This is a genomic window from Cryobacterium sp. Hh7, assembly GCF_004403155.1.
GTDB classification, from domain to species: domain Bacteria; phylum Actinomycetota; class Actinomycetes; order Actinomycetales; family Microbacteriaceae; genus Cryobacterium; species Cryobacterium levicorallinum.
In genome coordinates this window covers 1-18,784 of the sequence record NZ_SOHG01000066.1, presented here as the reverse complement: position 1 = coordinate 18,784, position 18,784 = coordinate 1, and the positions used below count along the sequence as shown (strand labels likewise).

Genomic DNA, 18,784 nt, shown 5'->3' with positions numbered 1-18,784 from the left:
GTTGACGTTGTCGGCAACGCCAAGCCTTTCATCAATACATGACAGCTTTTGTTTGGTATCCGTCGATACTGGTGAGATGAAGTCCCACCGCCTACTTTCGATGATGTTGCTGCTCCAGACGCGCCACCAGATGACGGCGCTTGAACTGGCAGAAGAGTTGGGAGTGTCGGTCCGGACGGTACTGCGCGACGTCGTGGCTCTGGCGGACGCAGATGTACCGGTGTTCGCCGAGCGAGGCCGATATGGAGGCGTCGTCCTGCTTCCAGGGGCACAGCTGGATGTGTCCAAACTCAGTCCCACCGAGGTCGATGCGCTGAAGCTACTGGGTTTGGACACCGGGCAAGCGCGCCAACTTGGCATCGATTCACTCACGCGCAGCGCCCAAATGAAGCTCGCTTCCCGCCGCCCTCAGGGCCGCCAGTTGGAACTGCCATTGTCCGAATTGATTGTGGTCGACAACACTCCATGGTTTAGCCCGATGCCCAGTGCCGCCGGCGTCGCCGAACTCGCCCGAAACCTGCAGTCGGGCAGGCGTTTGCGGATTCATTATCGGAGACGTGCCGAACGAGGTGCTTCATGGCACGCCGTTGACCCGTACGGTCTTCTAGCGAAGTCCGGCCGTTGGTACCTGGTCGCCGATATCGACCGCGTGCCTAAGCTGTACTCGCTCCAAAGATTAGAGGGCTGGCATGTCCTGCCAGAGGTTCGACGCCTTCGACCGAACGCAACGCTCGCCAGTGTCAGCCGTGATTTGAGTACGGCGGTAGAAAACCGGGGAGACATCACAATTATCGCAACGCTGTCGAAGGACAGGCTTGACCTCGCTCGACGGATTCTAGGCGTTCGACTCGCCAGCAGTAAGCCCGCTGATGCCGAACAAGTCGAGATCACCGTGATCTACGACCAGGTGGAGTCCGTGCGTCAGCTGTTGCAATTCGGTGACCACCTCCGTGTCACGAGTCCGCCGGAGGCGCGGGCTGTTATGCGGGACGTTGCCACTGCCATGGCGGCCCTGTACTGAGGCTGACCCGGCAGCAGAGCCCAAAGCACCTCTCCACTGCGGCATCGTTTCTGGGTTTGCACCAAAAGGGAGTCCGAAACGTAGAGCCGTACGCGTCCCGCAAAGGGTTCCGCTTAGGGGCGGTCGAATCGGTCGAAAAGTGCACTTGGGAGTGCTTTCGCGAGGGCACGAAATCGTGTCCGGTGATCATCCGGCTTACGGGCGGTGGATCGAGAGTAGCTTTTCGACGGGTAGCCGTCCGGAAACGATCGCTCGCGAGCCCGTCATTGGCGTTCCCGGGTATCCGATGGAAATGGCGTGGTGCGGGAGCCATCCAGGCTCCACCTGAAGCAATCGTGCGGCCTGCGCCACATTGTCGTCGGGATAGATTGTGGCCAGGCAGCTGCCGAGGCCTAAAGCCGTCGCGGCGAGAATAGCCGATTGGCTGACCTTTCCGAGATCGAACTCGGTGTCCTGAAAGCCGTTATCGGCCGATAGGAGGACCAGGGCGCATGGTGCCGACGCGATGTGCTGTGCGTATGCCCCAAGCGTGCCGAGCTTTTCAAGGTGGGCCCGGTCCTGGACTGCGATGAAGCGCCAAGGCTGCCGGTTGCGAGCCGAACCAGTCCACCGCGCAATGTCAGCAATCTGCGCAAGCATTTCTGAGGGCACGGCGCGATCTGTGAAAGACCGTACAGCCGGACGTGCGGTGAGACTTCGAATCAATTCCAGGGCTTCCATCCACTCAGCTTCCCATCCCTACGGGATGGATGTTGGGCAGCGCAGGGGGTTCTCAAGGCTTCGTTCCGACACGAGATCAAGACTGTCGATTCAGCGGTCCGGCCGTGCGTGGGCGACCCCCGCCAGACAAGGATTCGTTGGGCGTGGTCGCGTTTTTTAATGCTCGCGGATCCAGGTGGCCACGCTTTCCGCCAGGCCAGGACTCTGTCGTGCCCAGGAAAAATGATTCAGGGTGGTCGTTCCTGACATCTCGTGGCTGTAACGCCATCGGGTAACGTTCGCGTTCGGAATTTTTCGGGACAGGTGATCGACGCATCCGGGCGGTGCCAGCATGTCGCCCTCGATCTCGATGATGTGTACGTTGATGCGGACATCACTCATCGCTGCTTCGTAGTCAATACTTGAGCCTGTCGCCCGATAGCGACCTGTCCTGACTTGAGCAGCCCAGTCCTGCATCAGCACTCTCGATTGGCGGCCGCCGAAGCCGAGGAAGTCTCCTGGCCAAAAACCGATAGATCTGGATATCAGTGCGATTCCCTGGGACAACACCAGATTTCGTACGCGCCGAAAGCCGCTGAATCCGCCGTACCACGCGGATCCGGTCGCGATGAGAACGACGCCAGCAATTCTCGACGGGTGGAGACCAGAAAATACGAGAGCGAGCTGGCCGCCGAGACTGTGCCCAATGAGCCAAAAGTCTCGTCCAGGAAATTCCTGTCCCACGGCCGCAACGATGCGGGGTAAGTCTGATTCCACGACTTCTTTGTAACCGGATGTGGTGTGACGACGGGGCGTTAAACCGCTTTCGCCTTGACCGCGGAGGTCCACTGTGATGCTCGTCACCCCCTGTGCGCTGAGCCGGCGAGCGAAGCGTTCATAGAAGCGTGCGGCCGCACCAAGAGCAGGCAGGAGTATCGCTACGGGGCCATCGTCGTGTCCGGAAGATGCCACGCGGAGCTGAAACTCTGTTCCATCGTCAAGGGCGAGGTGTGCCAGCTCGGAGTTCCGTTCTCCGACAGTCTTTTTTGGCGCACCGACAGCCTTGCCGACAGAATTTCGTGAATATGACAAGGCGATGCTCAATTCTTTGAACTCAATCCGTCTATGTTGACGGCGACCCGGAGACCCGACGCGTTTCGGTTCCTTCCCCCGGAACGACTGTGGCATAGTCCCTCACAGATCGCACGTCAGCACCATTGCCGACGGGCCACAAAACGATGTATTCGTCCAGGCATCGCGATCACTCTGACCAATTGAACTTCGGAGCTTGCAACGGGTCCCGCAGGAGGTTCTCTTTACGGGCGGCCATTATCTAGTGAATCTCGTGGGCGGGGTGGTGGGTGTCGTAGTTGGCTCGCGAGTGTCCAATGATTTCGCGGTGCTCGAGTGACCAGTCGGCGAGTTGTTTGACGAGGTGGGTCAGGCTGCTGCCGAGGGCCGTCAGTTCGTACGTGACTTGGGCGGGGACTGTGGGGTACACGGTTCGGGTGACGAGGCCGTCGCGTTCCAGCCGGCGCACGGTGAGGGTCAGCATGCGTTGGGAGATTCCGTCGATGCCGCGTTGTAATTCTCGGAAGCGGCGTATGCCGGAGGCGAGTTCAACGATGACGAGGACGGACCATTTGTCGCCCACTCGGGTGAGCACGTCGCGGATTCCGCAGTCCGGGTGCTCGTCCAGGCCGCAGGGTTCGATCGAGGCGGTTACTTGAATGTGGCTGTCTGACACGAAAGTGCCTCCTTGTGGAGTGCCGGTGAGTTACCGAGGATGAGTCTAGTTACTGTTCAGAACCACCGAGGGGACTTGCGCATGATTTTGGTTACCGGAGCATCCGGCCAGTTAGGCCGTGCCATCGTCGAGCGACTGGCCGGCGCGAGCCAGCCTGTCATCGCGGGGACGCGACGACCGGCCGACGGCAGCGAACAACGCCACGTTGACTTCGACGACCCTAGTTCTTTGGACTTCACCGGTTTCGCCACGGTCGTGATGGTCTCCGCGGGCTATGAGGAAGATGACGTGGTGATTGACAGGCATGAGAACGTTGTCGCGGCCGCGGAACGCGACGGCGTGCAGCACCTGATTTACACTAGCGTCGCCACAGATGGGGATCATTTGGGCTTCGCCCTCGCACATCGCTGGACTGAGCGGCGAATACAGGGCAGTACTCTGCGGTGGACGATTCTGCGCAATGGCCTCTATGCCGAGCTCTTCGGATCGTTGCTCGCACCGAGCCAGGGTGTCATCACCGCGCCGTTCGGCTCCGCTGGCGTGGCTGTGGTGACCCGCGCTGACTTGGCGGAGGCAGCGGCCAACGTGGCGGCCGCCCCGGACCGCCACATCAATCGTGTGTACGACCTCGTTGGGTCGCACGCGATCACGGCCGGCCAAGTCGCCGAGGGGGCTAGTTTGCTCTATCGCCCAGCTTCTCTCGGCAGTCACCGCGCTGCTCTGGAAGAAAGCGGGCTACTGCCCTTTCAGCCGGCGATGCTCCTCTCGACCTATTCGAGCGGGGCACACGGTTTTCTTTCACGAACTTCCAGCGACCTCGGCGATCTCCTTGGCCGCACGCCCACTGACCCCGAACCTGTTGCGGTGCGCATCGTGGAACAACTGACTGCTGCCTGATCCCCAGTTTGTGCCCGGGGTGTGTCTCGTTAACGGTGTTTCCGGCGTTTTTCATTAGTAGGATTCTGCGTTCGGCCAGCGGTCGTGGAAGGTGATGGCGAAGGCATTGAGAGCTGGCTTCCACCGCATCGTCCAACGAGCTCGGCCCTCACCGGTGGGATCGAGACTTCGCGTGACCAGATACAAGCATTTTAGAGCGGCCTGCTCCGTGGGGAAATGCCCTCGAGCACGCACCGCCCGCCGGTACCGGGCATTGAGTGACTCGATCGCATTCGTGGAACAGATCACCTGGCGGATCTCGGGGTCGTAGGACAAGAACGGGGTGAACTCTTCCCATGCCGACTCCCACAACCGGATGATCGCACCGTATTTCTTCCCCCAGATCTCGGTCAGATCATCCAACGCTGCCCGCGCCGCGTCAACGGTCGGAGCGGTATAGATCGGTTTCACCGCTCGTTTCATCGCATCCCAATCCTTCTTCGAGGACAGTTTGAACGTGTTCCGAATGAGGTGAATGATGCACGTCTGCACCGTCGTCAACGGCCACACGTTCCCGACGACGTCGGGCAGCCCCTTCAAACCGTCACAGACCAGGAAGAACGTGTCGGTCACACCACGATTTTTGATGTCCGTCAGCACAGACATCCAGAACTTAGCGCCCTCACCGCCAGTGCCGGCCCACAACCCGAGAACATCCTTCTCGCCGTCCAGGGTCACGCCGATGGCCGCGTAGATGGGCCGGTTGGCGACCTGCCCGTCCCGAATCTTCACGACGATCGCGTCGATGAAGATCGCCGCGTAGACGCCGTTCAAGGGGCGGGACTGCCACGTTTGCATCTCCTCGATCACCTTGTCCGTGATGCGAGAGATCGTCTCTTTGGAGACCTGCGCGCCATAGATCTGGTTGAAGTGCGCGCTGATCTCCCCGGTCGTGAGGCCGCGGGCATACAACGACAGCACAATCTCATCGACCCCGGTCAAACGGCGTTGTCGTTTCGGCACGATCACCGGAGTGAACGTGGCGTCCCGGTCACGAGGCACCTGGATGGTCACCGGCCCCGTCGAGGGGCTGATCACCGTTTTGGGCCGGGTCCCGTTGCGCACGTTGGATTCGTCACGCTCGTCCGGGGCACGGTTCTTCTCATGACCGAGATGCTCAGTCATTTCCTCGTTCAGCGCCGTCTCCAGGAACGTTTTCGTGAACTGGCCCAGCAGCCCGTCAGGACCGTCCAGAGCCAGGCCCTGCTCCTTGGCCAGGCGCACCCATTCCTTCGCAGCCAACGCCTCACGGGTGGGCTCATTTTTCGTCTTCTTCGTCACAGCATCAAGTGTCGTCATCACGGCACCTTTCCCGCCAGACCCAAGTCCGGCGCGTCAGGCCGGAAACACCGTTTAAGAGACAGTCCCGATTCAACCGGTCGTCGCAACGATGGGTATTTCTGGCTCTGACAATAGTCGTTGCATGGCTTGAGTGGGTGTGATGCCGCCGAGTGTTTTGCGGGGTCGATTATTGAGTTCGGTAGCGACTTCGAGTAGCCGCTCGGGCGAATGGACGGATAGGTCGGTGCCTTTGGGGAAATATTGGCGCAGCAGCCCGTTGGTGTTCTCGTTCGTCCCTCGTTGCCACGGCGAATGCGGATCACAGAAGTAGATAGCCATCTTCGTGGCCAGCGTGATCTTCCGGTGCTGGGCCAGCTCGGTGCCCTGGTCCCACGTCAAAGTCTTAGCTAAGTGCGCGGGGAGAGACTTGATGGCGGCCAACAGGCAATCGCGAACCGTGATCGCACCGTGGTCACCGGGGAGGTGGACGAGATCCCGATGCTCAAAACCGCTTGACAAAGACATTGAGATTCCCAATGCCCAGGCACGGCGCGGTCCTCAACCTCCGCTGGTCGCTCGCTGATCATGGTCATGTCCGGGATCTTGCCCGAGTTCTTCGCAGCAGGCCGTCTGGGACGCCTGATGGCGCGGCCGGTGCGCAAATGCCGATGAAGATCACCACGCAAGCCACCCCGGCCGCCGCCGTAAAGCGCCTGGTAGATCGCCTCCGGGCTGACCCGCATCTCCTGCATATCTGGATACACCGCAGCCAAATGATCACTGATCTGTTCCGGGCTCCATTTCATGCACAACTTTTTCTGCACCAAGAGCGCCAGCTCCGGACGGTCGAATTTGCTGGCCTTCGGGCGACGTCCACGAAGCTCGGCCTGCTTCTGCGCCGCATACGGGGCATACTTCGTCCGTGCCCGCGGGCCAGTCTTGGACCCGCCTCGAGCCAACTCTCGACTGATCGTGGCAGCAGACCGGCCCACCAGAGCAGCGATCGCCCGCACGCCGGTGCCAGCCAGATGCAAATCCGCGATCCGCAGCCGCTCCTCCAAGGACAAGTACCGCCCCGACCGCTCCGCCTCAGGAAGAGGGATCCGCCCACCCGTTGCTTGACGCCAACGCCGTCCAGTTCGTCGATTCACCCCGACAGCATCGCACGCTGCAGTCAGCGTCGACCCTTGAGTCATCAACACCCAAAACCGCGCCTGTTTCTCAACCAGCTCATACTTCGACCACACGTACAACACCTCATAAAAATCGAGTGTTGCGACGACCGGTTGAATCCGCCCTTCCTCTAGGGGGCAAACCGTTAGCGGCTTCCGGCATTGATTTTCTACAATTCGGCCTATGTCGCGTTGAACCGTCCCGGGTTTCATGCCGCCGTTTTGTTGGCGGCTTCGATATTTATCGGGCCGTTTGTTTCAGCGTAGTAGTTGCGTTCATATTCTTCGGGCGGCATGTTCCCGAGCGCGCTGTGCAGGCGCCGATTGTTGTACCAATCCAGCCAATCGAAGGTGAGCTTTTCGACGTCAGCGAGGGTCTTCAACGGCCCCGTCACGAACGGTGAGGTCTTCGCCACCGCCTCGTTCTTGTAAAGCCCCATGACCGTCTCGGCAGCCGCGTTGTCATAGGCGTCGCCGATGGTCCCGATCGAGGCGACGAGTCCCTCGAGCGCGACGGTCTCTGTGAACTTGATGGACGTATACTGTGAGCCAGCGTCTGAGTGATGTATCAGCCCTGGTCGCACCGCGTGGCCGGCATGGTCGCGGCGCCAGAGTGCCATATTCAAACAGACTTCAACGAACGGGGTGTCCTTGATCGTTGAAGCATGCCAGCCCACAATCGCTCGCGAGTACAGGTCGATCGCGAAGGCCACGTAGACGAAGCCGCCCCACGTCGGCACGTACGTGAAATCCGTTACCCAGCTGTGGTTCGGCCGGGGTGCACTGAAGTTGCGCTTGAGCAGGTCAGGGGCTCGAGGTGAGTCCTTGCCGGTCGAGGCCGACGCCCGGGGCTTCCGGCCTCGCACGAGGCCGTTCATGCCCTCGAGGCGCATCAAACGGTCGACCGTGTGCTTGGACACGCCAGCGAACCCGCCCCGGCGAAGCCACGCCGTCATCTTCCGCCGACCATAGAGAATCTCGGGCTGCTGACGACCCTGGACGTCTCGCACCTTCAATGCTTTGAGACGGTCGACGAGGACCGCGTCGCTCTGAACTCGCGCGGCGGCGGCGCGAGTCTTCCATGCCCGATACGTGCTGTGAAGTGACAGCGACGCCCTGCTCGCGCAGGACGCCACACGTCAACTCGACTCCATGGCCGTTCGCCTTCATCTGGACGATGAAAGCGACTATGGACGGTTGCGAGGGTCGAGCTCCCTGAGCTCAAGAAAGACGCCGCTGCTTTGAGGATGTCGTTCGTCTCGCGCAGGTCACGGTTCTCACGCTTGAGGCGTTTGATCTCCTCGAGCTCCTCGGTCGTGGGCCCGGTGCGTTCGCCGGCGTCGGCCTGCGCCTGCGTGACCCACTTTCGGAGCGTCTCGGCGCCGATGTTGAGCTTGGGGGCAAGGTCGCGGCACGCGGCCCACATTGACGGGTAATCCTTCAAACGATCAAGAGTCATACGGACCGCTCGTTCGCGAACCTCTGTTGGGTGTTTCTTGGGCATAACCGAATCCTTTCACCAGAAAGAAAGCGGCAGGAAATCAGGGACGGTTCAGTATCCACCCTCACCGTTCTCTCTTCCGATTCCAATGCCCATAGACAATGCACTGCGCGCTTGCCTCTTCTACGCGCTCACTTGCGTGACGGGTCTCCCTTACCGTGAGGTCCACGCCGAGGATGCGTCAATAATCCAGAAAAACCTTGCTAATCAAGACTTGCGACACGAACTCGCGGACCTTGCCTGGGAACTCCGGCGGCGCATCTTGCGCTCGGCCAGCGACGTCAGACATCAAGACACCTCTCGCTACGATCCGCTCCCACCTCAAACCGAACTCACCGAACCTGTGAACGAAGAAATGGCTGAGCACAGCTGCGCCACAGGCAGCTCATCCCACCGCTTGGGGGCGCAGACCGTTTCGAGGGCTGGGCCGGACGCAGCAAACGCCAGCCTCGCCGGACGTTCAAAAAGTTGCCATCCGCTGACCCCGTCAGGGGGGAAGGCTTCTAGTGGTCCCGTCAAGTTTGAATCTAAGACCTAGCGACGAGGGCTGTCTGTCACTAGACAGATGACCCCATCTTGACGACTTCAGACAGCCTCTATGACGTCAAGTTGGGGTGTACTCCACTTAGGCATATCGATCCGGCCGCCCAATGAGGCGAGTGAGAATAGCGCTGTCCGCGTCGGCTCTCATGTCACCGAAGCTAGACAGTCAAGTCCTTCTACGCGGCTTCCTTACCGTCTCGGTAGAGCGCCCGCCCGATCGACTCGATGATCTTCGCCAGCTTCGTGTCGCTGTTAAGCGCCTCCGTGACCATGTGCGCAGGGATGTCGCCGCCACCATCCATAATTGACATGACCACGCGGGGAATCGCGTGTGACTGGATGGGGATGCGAACACTATGGCTGCCAACGAACGAGTTACCGAAAACCTTGTTCGCGACCGGCTAAGGGACTTAGGCTATTTTGCCGACGCAAGCGACACCCGTGTCGAGGAGCAGCGAAGCCAAATTGCGGAAATCCGGCGTCTGCTAAAAGGTGCATCGAAGGGCGGCGGCTCAGGCACGGGGTCTCCTGAGTTCATAATCACTTCCGCCAGTGTCCCCGACTTCGTCCTCGTCGTAGAGTGCAAGGGCGATGTTCGGAAACATGAGTCTGCCAATCTAGACAAACCGGTCGAGTTCGCAGTTGATGGTGCCGTGCACTATGCCAAGTATTTAAGCGCCAGCTATCACGTGATTACGGTCGCCGTCAGCGGCCAGGATACGGACGAGCTGAAGATTTCCACTTACCTTTGGCCGCGCCGCGCAGAGGGTTTCCGTGAGCTGACCGCTCGATCTGGTGCGGCGTTAGATGACCTCGTGTCATACCCGGACTACCTCGACGCCGCGCAGTTTGATCCCGCAGTAGAAGCGGCGCGCGTTTCTGATCTCATGGGGTTTTCGAAAGAACTCCACAACTTCATGCGCGACTACGGGAAGCTGACCGAGGCCGAAAAACCCCTCCTCGTGTCGGGAACGCTGCTCGCGCTCCGAAACAACGCGTTCGCGAAGAGCTACGGCAGTTATTCACCCGCTGAACTGCAGCGCCAATGGCTGCGGGTTGTGAAGGACGAACTTGAGGCGGCGGAAATCCCTCAGGCAAAGAAGATCAACATGACCCAGCCCTACTCCACGATCGGAGTACATCCCGAACTCGGTAAGCCCACTCTGACTCACCCAAGGGGCGTGCTGTACGAATTGATTGCCATGCTGGCAGAGCATGTACTTCCCCTCACTCGAACCTACGAAGGCTTTGACGTGGTTGGGCAGTTCTATGGGGAGTTCCTCAAGTACACCGGAGGCGACGGCAAAGCCTTGGGGATCGTCCTCACGCCGAGACATGTGACTGAGCTCTTCGCCGAGCTCGCCAACGTCAACAAGAATGACATCGTTTTGGACACGTGTGCGGGTACCGGGGGCTTCCTCATTTCAGCGATGAATCGGATGCTCAGCGGAGCCACGACCGAAGCGGAAAGAGATCAAATCCGCAAGAAACGACTCGTTGGCGTCGAGCAACAACCGGGTATGTACGCACTTGCGGCATCCAACATGATCCTTCGAGGCGACGGTAAGGCCAACCTCTATCAGGGGTCCTGTTTCGATGAAGGAGTGTCCAAGGCCGTCAAAGCACACAAGGCGAACATCGGGCTAATCAATCCCCCCTATAACCAAAAGGGAGCCGGTCTCAGCGAGCTGTCATTCGTACAGCACATGTTGGACTTGTTGGACCAGGGAGGGACCGGCATTGCCATCGTCCCGATGTCCTGCGCGACCGCACCTAGCGTGGAGAAGGCGACCCTCCTCAAGTCGCACACGCTTGAGGCCGTGATGTCGATGCCCAATGAACTCTTTTCGCCAGTCGGAGTTATCACGTGCGTAATGGTCTTCACCGCACACAAACCCCACGCGACCTCCAACAAGAAGACGTGGTTCGGATACTGGCGCGACGACGGATTCGTCAAGACCAAGCACATGGGTCGGGTTGATTTGCACGGCCGATGGAGCGGAATACGCGACCACTGGGTGGAATCATTCCGCAACCGTGAGGTGCTAACGGGCGAATCAGTGACCCACTACGTCACGTCAGACGATGAGTGGTGCGCAGAGGCCTACATGGAGACTGACTATTCCAAATTGACTCAAGCTGATTTCGATACCACCGTGAGAAATTACGCCATCTCACAGCTACTCCTCGCCCTACGGAACGAACCGGAGGCGCTCGATGAGGATTGATGAGCTCTTCGACGTCTCCTATGGCAACAAGTTCGACTTCAATAAGATGACGGTCGAAAGAGACGGCATTTGTTTCGTTGGCCGCGCCGGTGTCAGACGAGGAGTCAGTGGAAGAGTGGCCAAGGTAGGGACGGTCACTCCGTATCCGGCCGGACTCCTCACTGTTGCTCTCGGTGGCGCATCGCGCCTGGCTACATTCGTCCAGAGTGAACAGTTCTACACTGCCCAAAATGTTGCGGTCCTAGTTCCTAAGACCGCGATGACCTTGGAAGCGAAGCTTTTCTGGGCTACCTGCATTCAGGCCAATCGATTCCGCTACGAAGGATTCGGACGCGAAGCGAACAGAACCCTTGCGACCTTGGAACTCCCCGACCAAGTTCCTGAGGGGCTCAACGCGTCCACGAGTGTCGAGCGCCTTACTACTCATCTCCCATCACTCTCGGGCATCACCGATGGCACGGGGTCACCCGGAGGGCTAGTCGAGGATCTGTTCACGATCAGATACGGCCAGAGCCTGGAGCTGAATCGGTTAGTGCAATGTCTGCCGCCCCTTGGAGTCAACTTGGTTAGTCGGACCGACAAACATAACGGTGTTTCAGCACGCGTAGTTCCCCCGCACAACGTCGACTTGGGCAAGGCAGGAGAGCTTACCGTTGCACTTGGAGGTAGCCCCCTCGCCACATTCCTCCAGGCAGAGCCATTTGTTTGCGGCAGAGACGTTGCGATACTTTCCGCACGCCAAGAGATGTCCGACGCCGAGAAAATCTATTGGGCCATGTGTATTCGCGCCAACCGTTACAGATTCTCTTATGGACGCCAAGCTAATCGCACCCTGGCCAAACTCCAGCTCCCACCGCTGCCCGCATATATGGCCTCATCGGACAACGTCGCAGCCGTGATCAACGCCATTCGCGATGAATTGGGCATCGCCCACGGTCACTTCGCCTCCTCGTAGCTAGTGCGGCGAAGGGTTCTGGAGGGGATTGCGAGTCCCGGCCCGGAAACCAAAAAAGCCCGGATCACGCGATTTCCGCGTATCCCACACGTCCGGGGTCATGAAAACGGGCATCCGGTCGTGGATCTCACCGGACGCGTCGCGCGCCGCGCGGGTGATGATCGTGAACGAGATCTTCCACACGTCTCCCTCCTGACGGGCCGCGTACAGGCCGGCCGCCGCCAGCACATCGCCGTCGCTGTGGATGAAGTAGGGCTGTTTGCCGTCGTCCATCTGCTGCCACTCGTAGTACCCGGCCATGGGCACCAGGCACCGTTGGCTGGCAAACGCGCTGCGGAACATGCCGTTACTGGCCACCGATTCCAGGTGTCATTTTTCGAAGTCGTCTGCACAAATTTTCGTACCCGCCTGCACAACCGGTGCAGTGAGTGTCTGCCGAGGTCTCGGCGCTCAGTTGGCCTCTGGATTGGTCGCCCGTCGTGCAAACGACCGCAACCGGACCGCCCCGGGGTCGATTCGGCGTCCACCCCGCTGCCTCCCTGTGCAGAGGAGTACGAACAAAAGCAACATTTGTGCAGAGGAGTACGAAAAAACCAGTGTTCACACTCGGCTGCACAACCCCGAAAACTCAAGGGCTGTCGTGCAGTCGACTTCGAAAAATGACAAAATGACAGCGCTCCAGGACAAAGCTCCTATTCCGTAATTCGTTATATCGTTATTCGTATTTCATATACGTATTGCGTCATGAGTGATACGATATGTGTATGAGCATCCCCGAGATCACTGACGTGCGCACCTGCGGTTTCCCCGGCTGCGATGAGCCCGTGGACGCCACGCCTGGCGTGGGCCGGCCCGCCGGCTACTGCACCAACTCCGCCCACAACCGGGCTGCGGCGTGGCGGGCACGTCGCGCCGAGTCCGGCCGGGTTGAACGGGCCGTCGAGGACGACAGGCTCCCCGTCGATGCCGCCCGGCAGCGGGCGAGCGTGCTGCGGTCCCAGGTCGCTGGGATGGTCGAGCACCTGCAGCAGCAGCTCGTCGTCCTCGTTGACGAGCTGCGCACGGTCGCGGACCCGGGTGCGGCCGAAGCGCAGATCGAGGCCGTCACCTCTGACGCGGCCGAGCAGGTCGCGTCCGCGGCCGCGCGCGCCAACCGGGCCGAGACCGCTACCCGCAAGGCCGAGGTCGAGCGTGCCGAAGCCGACGCGGCAGCTGAGGAATCCGCTGCCGTGGTCGACGAACTCCGTACGACTCTGGCCGCGCTCGAGCAGCGTGCCGCCGCCCTGGACGGCGACCTGGTCCTTGCGGGCGAGAACGATGCCCGCAAGGCCGCAGAGATCACTGCCCTGACAGACCAGGTGGCATCCCTGACCGTCGAGAATGCGGCCACAGTCGCGCAGCTTACCAAGGCCCATGAACTCGTCAGAGCGGCGACAGCGGCCAAGGACGGTGCTGTGGTGGCCGCGCGTGACGCGGCCGCGCAGGCTGACGCTGCCTCGGCACGCGCCGAGCGTGCCGAGACGGATGTTGCGAGCATCCGTGAGCTACTCGATCAGGCCCGAACGGAGCGCGAGAGCGCGCGGGCGGAAGCGCTCGTGCTCACCGGGCGCCTGGCCACGGTCAATAGCCAACGCGACAGTGCCGCGGCCGAGGCCACCCGAGAGCGTTCCTATGCCGAGCAGCGCGTCACCGACGTGCGGAATACCCTCGAGCAGCAACTCACTCAACTGCGCGCCGACCTGGACCAGTCCCGCACTAGTGAACGCGAACAGCGCACCCGCGCCGACCGCGCCGAAACACAGGCCACACGCCCCAACCAGAAGTAGACCGCCACCCCACTCCCCCGCCCCGCTCCGCGGCGGGAGCGCCTCACTGGGCGCGGGCCGGTTCGTCTGCGACGCCGGCAGGGGTGGCGTTCGCGGGCCGGCTACCGGAAGTTCTTCTTCGAGTCCGTCTCGTTGGGATGGCCGGTCGCGGCTTTCGTGATGACCACGCGTCCCGGTTTCTTTGCCTTCGCGCTGGGCTCGTCAACGGCATACCAGAGCCGAGCACCGTCCGTGACTTTATACTGCCACTGCGGCAGGACGACCCCATCGACCAGGGCCGTTGAGAGATCTCCTCGGAGTTGGTAGCACCGATCAGGGTGGTACTGCCCAGGATGAGCGGTGAGATAGTCGTGGGCATCGGCGAGGGCATTCTTCGCGGACGCCTTCAGATCAGTCCACCCACGTTCGGCCGCGGTGTTGCCGAAGAAGATCTCGTACTCGGTGCCCTTGATCGGTCGCGGAACCGAAACACCGCGCTTCCCCGCCATCTACGGGCGATTAACGCGGACAGGGACGGCCGCCAGCTCGACGGGCTCGACAGGTCTCATACCCATCGCATAAGCCACGGCCGTTTCCTTCCACTCCTGCTGCGCACGCAGCAGCCGTTCAAACGTGCCCAGCTCACTGGCGGCATAGACAAGCTGCTCAATCTCGGCAGCGTACGCGCGCAACTCCCCCGGAGTGAACTCCCCCGTCCACGCGAAAAGATCAGTCAGCGCAGCCGCCACGTCGCCCGTATTCCGGCCGATCGCGCGGATCAGACGGCTCGACAGCGCAACACCCTTCTCGAGGACATCGAGATCGTGACCGCGAAGGATTACGAGATCGTCACCATCACGGCGCGTGATCCGGACCTGGCCCTCGTCAATGTGGGCCAGAACCTCCTTGGGCTTTCGCAGAAGGTCGGTGAACGTCGCGGTACTCATACCCACACACTACATCAGATAAACATCTGATTAGCTGAGTGCTCCGACGATTGAGAAACGCCCTGGCAGGGAGAGAGGACGGCCAGGGGCGTTGACTGTGCGGCGCAGTATCCTGCGCCGGGCTTGTGACGGGTCTACCCTTCGAGGGCTCTACCCTGTGCCAGAGCGGCGATGCGGTCGGGTCGGAACCCGGCCCAGTGGTTGTGCTCGTCGACGACGACGATGGGTGCTGAGCTATATCCGAGGTCCTCAGAGACGTATTCAAGAGCTGCTGCGTTCTCGGTCACGTCGACGACTGTGTAGGTCACACCTGCTTTGTCGAGTGCTCGGTAGGTCATCGTGCATTGGATACACGCTGGCTTGCTGTACACCGTCACCATCTCACTCATGATTTTGCTCCCTCTCCACCAACAATTTTTTTGCCGGGCTGGCAAGAGAAATCGATAGCGACCGGGAGTGCCGCAGTACCGGGTCGTGGAATACCGCAACGCAGCGAGGATATGCCGCGAAAGCCCAGAACGCAGGCACGCAAGGAAGCTACGATGACCAGCCAGACAGGTAAAAACGAAAAGCCCTTACAGCGCCGCGCCGCGGCTCAATCGTTCGCCGGCCTCCGTGACGGCGAGCCGCGCTGGAGAGCAATTCGTTTCAGTATTTACTTATTTACTGAGTTGTGCACGAACGGCTTTGCTGATGGTCTCCTGCAGCCCGGGGTTGGTGTGGAGCTCAGCGATGAGGGCGCGGATTACTTCGACGTGTGGCACTTTCGCGCGGCCCAGATCCTCCGCGAGCCCTGCGCTGTAGGCCAGGAGTCCGCGGTAGCTCTGCGGGGCGAGGTCAGTCGTCACCCGCACGGGCTTAGCTCGTGGCGCCGCCCTGTGTAGTGGCTTGACTGCCTGCGACTCCCCCGGCGGCTCGGCAGCTGCTTCGGCCGGACGGCTTGCTGGCTGGCGCTCGGAGAGGCGCGCCGCTCGGGCCGCGAGTTCTGCCTTGCTGGTCATTTGATTTTCTCCAACATGTCGATCTCGCGGGCGGCGTCCGCGTATTTGCCCAGATCCGTCACGGGGGCTGCAAATGCCTGGGCGATCGATTCTCGTCGCGGAATGGTCGTGGCGAGGACGATGTGACCGCTGTCAGTGATCAAGTCTCGAAACATGGGCGTGGAGTTGGCGTTGGTAATCGTGCGATTCAGGAGCACGGCCACGTTGGGGAGGTCGTCTCGGAGGGATTCAACCTCATCGATCGCTGCCCAGACGTCCGGGAGCCGTTCAAATTCCAGCATGGTCGGGGCCATCGTGATGATGATGGTGTCGGCCGCACGTAGTGCTGAATAGACGATACCGGCGTGCTCGTCGAGTGGCGGCGTGTCGATCAACACGACGTCAGTCGTTGGCGACACGATGCCGGCGAGACGGGTGTGAAGGTTTTTGACGGGCAGGGCGATGGTAGGAATGTCCCACTCCCCCTGTTCGCTCCACCGGAGGGACGAGCCCTGGGGATCAGCGTCGATGACGAGCACGCTCTTACCTTGTGCGGCATAGGCGTGCGCGAGATGCGCGGTGCTGGTGGTCTTGGCTGACCCACCCTTGAGGTTCGCGAGCGTGATTACCTTCATACTTCGATCGTAGCGTAAATACGCGTTTCAGTAAACACTGAAATGCTTATTTACGCATTCAAGTAAATACGCGTTTACAAAAACGCGTATTTCAGTATTTGAGTAAATACGCGTTTGCGTAGACGCGTATTTCAGTATTTACACAAGGGGAGAGTGAGGTACTGACCCTCACTCCGGGGTCCCGCGACCGCTTGCCGAGTGGGACGCTTGGCACACAAAATCTACGGTCCGACCCGGCGGTGCTGGCCCGGCCTCCGTGCCGGCTTCCCGGTGGGGGAGTGTGAGGGGGCTGGCCCCCTCACCGGCCGGCCTCTCGGGGCCAGCCGGCTGCCGTGGCTAGATGTTGCGGAACATGCTGACGATGGTGGGGAACGGGGAGAGGCTGTCGACGAGGGTGTCGATGGTGCCGTCGTCGGGCTTCTGCGCGAAGGCCTTCTGGAGCCTCACGAGTTGGCGGTCGGTGAGGCCGATGGTTTCGCCGTCGGGGGTGACGCTGACGGCGATGGCGGTGCCGAAGATGACGGTGGGGCTGCCGAGGAGGTGGGTGAGCACGGTTGCGGGCAGGTTCAGGGGTGAGCCGTTGATGAGTCCTTCATCGTCGACGAACAAGTCGATGCTGTCGGCTAGGCCGACGACGTCGAACATGGAGCAGCCAATGGCGGCGCTGATGTCTGCCCCGATGCTGCCCGGGGTCAGGTTCAGGGTGGTGATGGTTTCGGTCGGGTTGATCTTGACGCTACGGATAATGGTGGTCATGGGGTTCTCTCTCCTTGGTTGGTGACGTGCGCGGGGTTCCGGCTCTCGGCAGTGGTTGTGTAGTCGTCCACCGTTTTTCTGCCCTTGGTGGCGAGAGAATCGATGGAGAGCGGGAGTGGCGAAGCACCGCAGGCTCGGGCGAAATAAGGGAGCCTGCGACCGCGTCCGAGACTGCGGTGCGTAGGCACGGAGCGAACTACGATGACCGGACACCAAGGGAAGAAAAGTCTTGAACAAGACGGACCGGCGCAGCCGGTTCCATGTGCGGCCGGCCTCCGTGCCGGCTCCACCCGTGGGGGAGTGTGAGGGGGCATCGTCCCTTCACGGCCGGCCCTGGCTGGGCCGGCCGTGACCGCCTGTGTTATTCGGGGCGCTGGTGCTGCTGAATCTCCGCATACGGGGCGGTGTCGGTCCAGGTGTAGCCGGTGGTGACGCTGACTGTTTTGGCGTTGGCGCGGACGACGTCGCGCCACTGGCCGCGAATTTTCACCCGGTCGCCCTTCTGGATGGTGTCGCGGCTGTGGCCGGTGGCCTGTCCGGTGGCGATCTGTTCGGCTCTGACGGCTTCCCAGTAGGTGATCTGGTCGCGTTTTTCTGCGATGTGCGGCGCGAGGTGATCCGCTCGGGCCTGTTTCTGCGCTTCGGTTGCGTCGATGTACCCGCGTTCGTCGTCGTAGCACGGGGCAATGATGCGTCGTTCGAGCTTGCGGAGCTCGGCGCCCATCGTTTCGATGCGGTTGGCGACGGTGATGGGGGAGTAGCGGGCATCGGTCGTGTGGGTGGCGGCGTCGGCGCGTGCCTGGGCCTGCTGGGCGGTCGCGGTCGCGTCGAGGGCGGCGCGGGTGGCTCGGTCGGCTGTGGCTATGGCGTTGCGGTGGCGGGTTTCGGAGTGGTGGCCGATTTTGATCGGTTCGCCGCCTTCGGGCAGCCGCCGCAGGGCTGCGTGTTCACGGTCCCACGCGGCCGTTTCGGCGGTCGCCGTGCGGTCGGCCTTGTGCTCGAGCGCGTCGACCCGGTCGGCTTGGCGCTGCACCTTCCCGGCCTCCACTTCGGCCATGGGGCGGTGGGTGCTGTCGAGGCTGGTGCTGACAGTGAAACCTGCGGCCTGCAGCGCTGTGCTGGTGCGCTCGATGGTGCCGAGCTTGGGGAGGCGGTCGCGGGAATTGGGGACGAACCAGGCGCTGATGCTGCGCCCCCAACGCCACCCGCTGGCCTTGAGGACCTCGGCGGTCCCGTCGCCCTTGCTGGTGCCGTCGATCAGGGTGCCCTCAGCGTGCGTGTGGGTGATGGGGTCAGCTCACGAAACGGAATAAATACCACGCTAAGAGTTCCCGGGCCTGTGCAGGGGGCGGAGTTTTCCGGCTTTGGGTTGGCGGGGGTTGTTCCAGGTGTAGTCGCCGGTGAGGTTGATGTGTTCCCAGCCGAGCGGTGAGAGGTGATCGAGCAGTGGATCGTCAGTGGGGTGGCCTGTTGTGGTGATTGAGCTGCTGCGGATATCTCGGACAGTGGGCCCTCTTAAAATGGGGCGTTACTGAAAGTAGAGATCAGCATGACCGCATCGCGGAGAAAATTTACCCA

General features: G+C 61.1%; 18 protein-coding genes and 3 pseudogenes. 5 read left to right on the top strand and 16 right to left on the bottom strand.

Annotated elements, in window-relative coordinates; genetic code table 11:
- Window positions 1-76 precede the first annotated feature (76 nt).
- Window positions 77-1,021, top strand: coding sequence for a YafY family protein (locus tag E3T43_RS17805; protein ID WP_134473407.1), 945 nt, complete (start codon window positions 77-79; stop codon window positions 1,019-1,021).
- 195 nt (window positions 1,022-1,216) lie between these two features.
- Here the strand turns inward: E3T43_RS17805 and E3T43_RS17800 are convergent, their stop codons facing one another.
- From E3T43_RS17800 to E3T43_RS17790, 3 genes are all read right to left on the bottom strand, one after another.
- Window positions 1,217-1,741: a nitroreductase family protein gene (locus E3T43_RS17800; RefSeq protein ID WP_134473406.1), complete on the bottom strand. Its 525-nt coding sequence runs from the start codon at window positions 1,739-1,741 to the stop codon at window positions 1,217-1,219.
- Between the two features lie 156 nt (window positions 1,742-1,897).
- Window positions 1,898-2,824: an alpha/beta fold hydrolase gene (locus E3T43_RS17795; protein WP_166791376.1), complete on the bottom strand. Its 927-nt coding sequence runs from the start codon at window positions 2,822-2,824 to the stop codon at window positions 1,898-1,900.
- A 229-nt stretch (window positions 2,825-3,053) separates the two neighbouring features.
- Window positions 3,054-3,467 (bottom strand): helix-turn-helix domain-containing protein, encoded by a 414-nt coding sequence (locus E3T43_RS17790; protein ID WP_134473404.1) that lies wholly within the window; start codon window positions 3,465-3,467, stop codon window positions 3,054-3,056.
- Window positions 3,468-3,548: 81 nt separating this feature from the next.
- On the opposite strand from E3T43_RS17790, the gene E3T43_RS17785 reads away from it, so the two are divergent.
- The gene (locus E3T43_RS17785) at window positions 3,549-4,364 is read left to right on the top strand and encodes an NAD(P)H-binding protein (protein WP_134473403.1); all 816 of its coding nucleotides are present in this window, start codon (window positions 3,549-3,551) and stop codon (window positions 4,362-4,364) included.
- Between the two features lie 54 nt (window positions 4,365-4,418).
- Here the strand turns inward: E3T43_RS17785 and E3T43_RS17780 are convergent, their stop codons facing one another.
- From E3T43_RS17780 to E3T43_RS19540, 4 genes and pseudogenes are all read right to left on the bottom strand, one after another.
- Complete coding sequence (locus tag E3T43_RS17780) at window positions 4,419-5,705, bottom strand: IS256 family transposase (RefSeq protein ID WP_134473402.1); 1,287 nt, start codon at window positions 5,703-5,705, stop codon at window positions 4,419-4,421.
- A 69-nt stretch (window positions 5,706-5,774) separates the two neighbouring features.
- Window positions 5,775-6,880: pseudogene (locus E3T43_RS17775) on the bottom strand (IS30 family transposase).
- Between the two features lie 185 nt (window positions 6,881-7,065).
- Window positions 7,066-8,360, bottom strand: a pseudogene (locus E3T43_RS17770) (IS3 family transposase).
- Window positions 8,361-9,076: 716 nt separating this feature from the next.
- The gene (locus E3T43_RS19540; protein WP_255454219.1) at window positions 9,077-9,211 is read right to left on the bottom strand and encodes a hypothetical protein; all 135 of its coding nucleotides are present in this window, start codon (window positions 9,209-9,211) and stop codon (window positions 9,077-9,079) included.
- 45 nt (window positions 9,212-9,256) lie between these two features.
- Between E3T43_RS19540 and E3T43_RS17765 the strand changes: the two genes are divergently transcribed.
- A complete protein-coding gene (locus E3T43_RS17765; protein ID WP_134473401.1) occupies window positions 9,257-11,128 on the top strand; it encodes a class I SAM-dependent DNA methyltransferase in 1,872 nt (623 codons plus the stop codon).
- Window positions 11,118-12,083 carry a hypothetical protein gene (locus E3T43_RS17760; protein ID WP_134473400.1) on the top strand — a complete coding sequence of 322 codons (966 nt, stop codon included), beginning with the start codon at window positions 11,118-11,120 and terminating at the stop codon, window positions 12,081-12,083. The genes E3T43_RS17765 and E3T43_RS17760 overlap by 11 nt, the downstream gene beginning before the upstream one ends.
- Here E3T43_RS17760 and E3T43_RS17755 read toward each other — a convergent pair whose 3' ends face one another.
- Window positions 12,084-12,440, bottom strand: coding sequence for an SOS response-associated peptidase (locus E3T43_RS17755; RefSeq protein ID WP_241979072.1), 357 nt, complete (start codon window positions 12,438-12,440; stop codon window positions 12,084-12,086). It abuts the gene before it with no gap.
- Between the two features lie 407 nt (window positions 12,441-12,847).
- Between E3T43_RS17755 and E3T43_RS17750 the strand changes: the two genes are divergently transcribed.
- Window positions 12,848-13,909: a hypothetical protein gene (locus E3T43_RS17750; RefSeq protein ID WP_134473399.1), complete on the top strand. Its 1,062-nt coding sequence runs from the start codon at window positions 12,848-12,850 to the stop codon at window positions 13,907-13,909.
- Between the two features lie 101 nt (window positions 13,910-14,010).
- Here E3T43_RS17750 and E3T43_RS17745 read toward each other — a convergent pair whose 3' ends face one another.
- The 8 genes and pseudogenes from E3T43_RS17745 to E3T43_RS19415 form a co-directional block, all read right to left on the bottom strand.
- A complete protein-coding gene (locus tag E3T43_RS17745) occupies window positions 14,011-14,397 on the bottom strand; it encodes a hypothetical protein (RefSeq protein WP_134473398.1) in 387 nt (128 codons plus the stop codon).
- The gene (locus E3T43_RS17740; protein ID WP_134473397.1) at window positions 14,398-14,835 is read right to left on the bottom strand and encodes a hypothetical protein; all 438 of its coding nucleotides are present in this window, start codon (window positions 14,833-14,835) and stop codon (window positions 14,398-14,400) included.
- 134 nt (window positions 14,836-14,969) lie between these two features.
- Window positions 14,970-15,224, bottom strand: coding sequence for a glutaredoxin-like protein NrdH (nrdH, locus tag E3T43_RS17735; protein ID WP_134450350.1), 255 nt, complete (start codon window positions 15,222-15,224; stop codon window positions 14,970-14,972).
- A gap of 270 nt (window positions 15,225-15,494) precedes the next feature.
- Window positions 15,495-15,836 (bottom strand): hypothetical protein, encoded by a 342-nt coding sequence (locus E3T43_RS17730; RefSeq protein WP_134473396.1) that lies wholly within the window; start codon window positions 15,834-15,836, stop codon window positions 15,495-15,497.
- On the bottom strand, window positions 15,833-16,450 hold the full coding sequence (locus tag E3T43_RS17725) for a ParA family protein (protein WP_134473395.1): 618 nt from the start codon (window positions 16,448-16,450) through the stop codon (window positions 15,833-15,835). Before E3T43_RS17725 ends, E3T43_RS17730 begins: the two co-directional genes overlap by 4 nt.
- Window positions 16,451-16,786: 336 nt before the next feature.
- Window positions 16,787-17,206 (bottom strand): DUF3846 domain-containing protein, encoded by a 420-nt coding sequence (locus tag E3T43_RS17720; RefSeq protein ID WP_134473394.1) that lies wholly within the window; start codon window positions 17,204-17,206, stop codon window positions 16,787-16,789.
- A 361-nt stretch (window positions 17,207-17,567) separates the two neighbouring features.
- Window positions 17,568-18,263, bottom strand: coding sequence for a DUF3560 domain-containing protein (locus E3T43_RS17715; RefSeq protein ID WP_241979071.1), 696 nt, complete (start codon window positions 18,261-18,263; stop codon window positions 17,568-17,570).
- A 264-nt stretch (window positions 18,264-18,527) separates the two neighbouring features.
- A pseudogene (locus tag E3T43_RS19415) lies at window positions 18,528-18,674 on the bottom strand (Tn3 family transposase); the annotation flags it as partial.
- Window positions 18,675-18,784 lie beyond the last annotated feature (110 nt).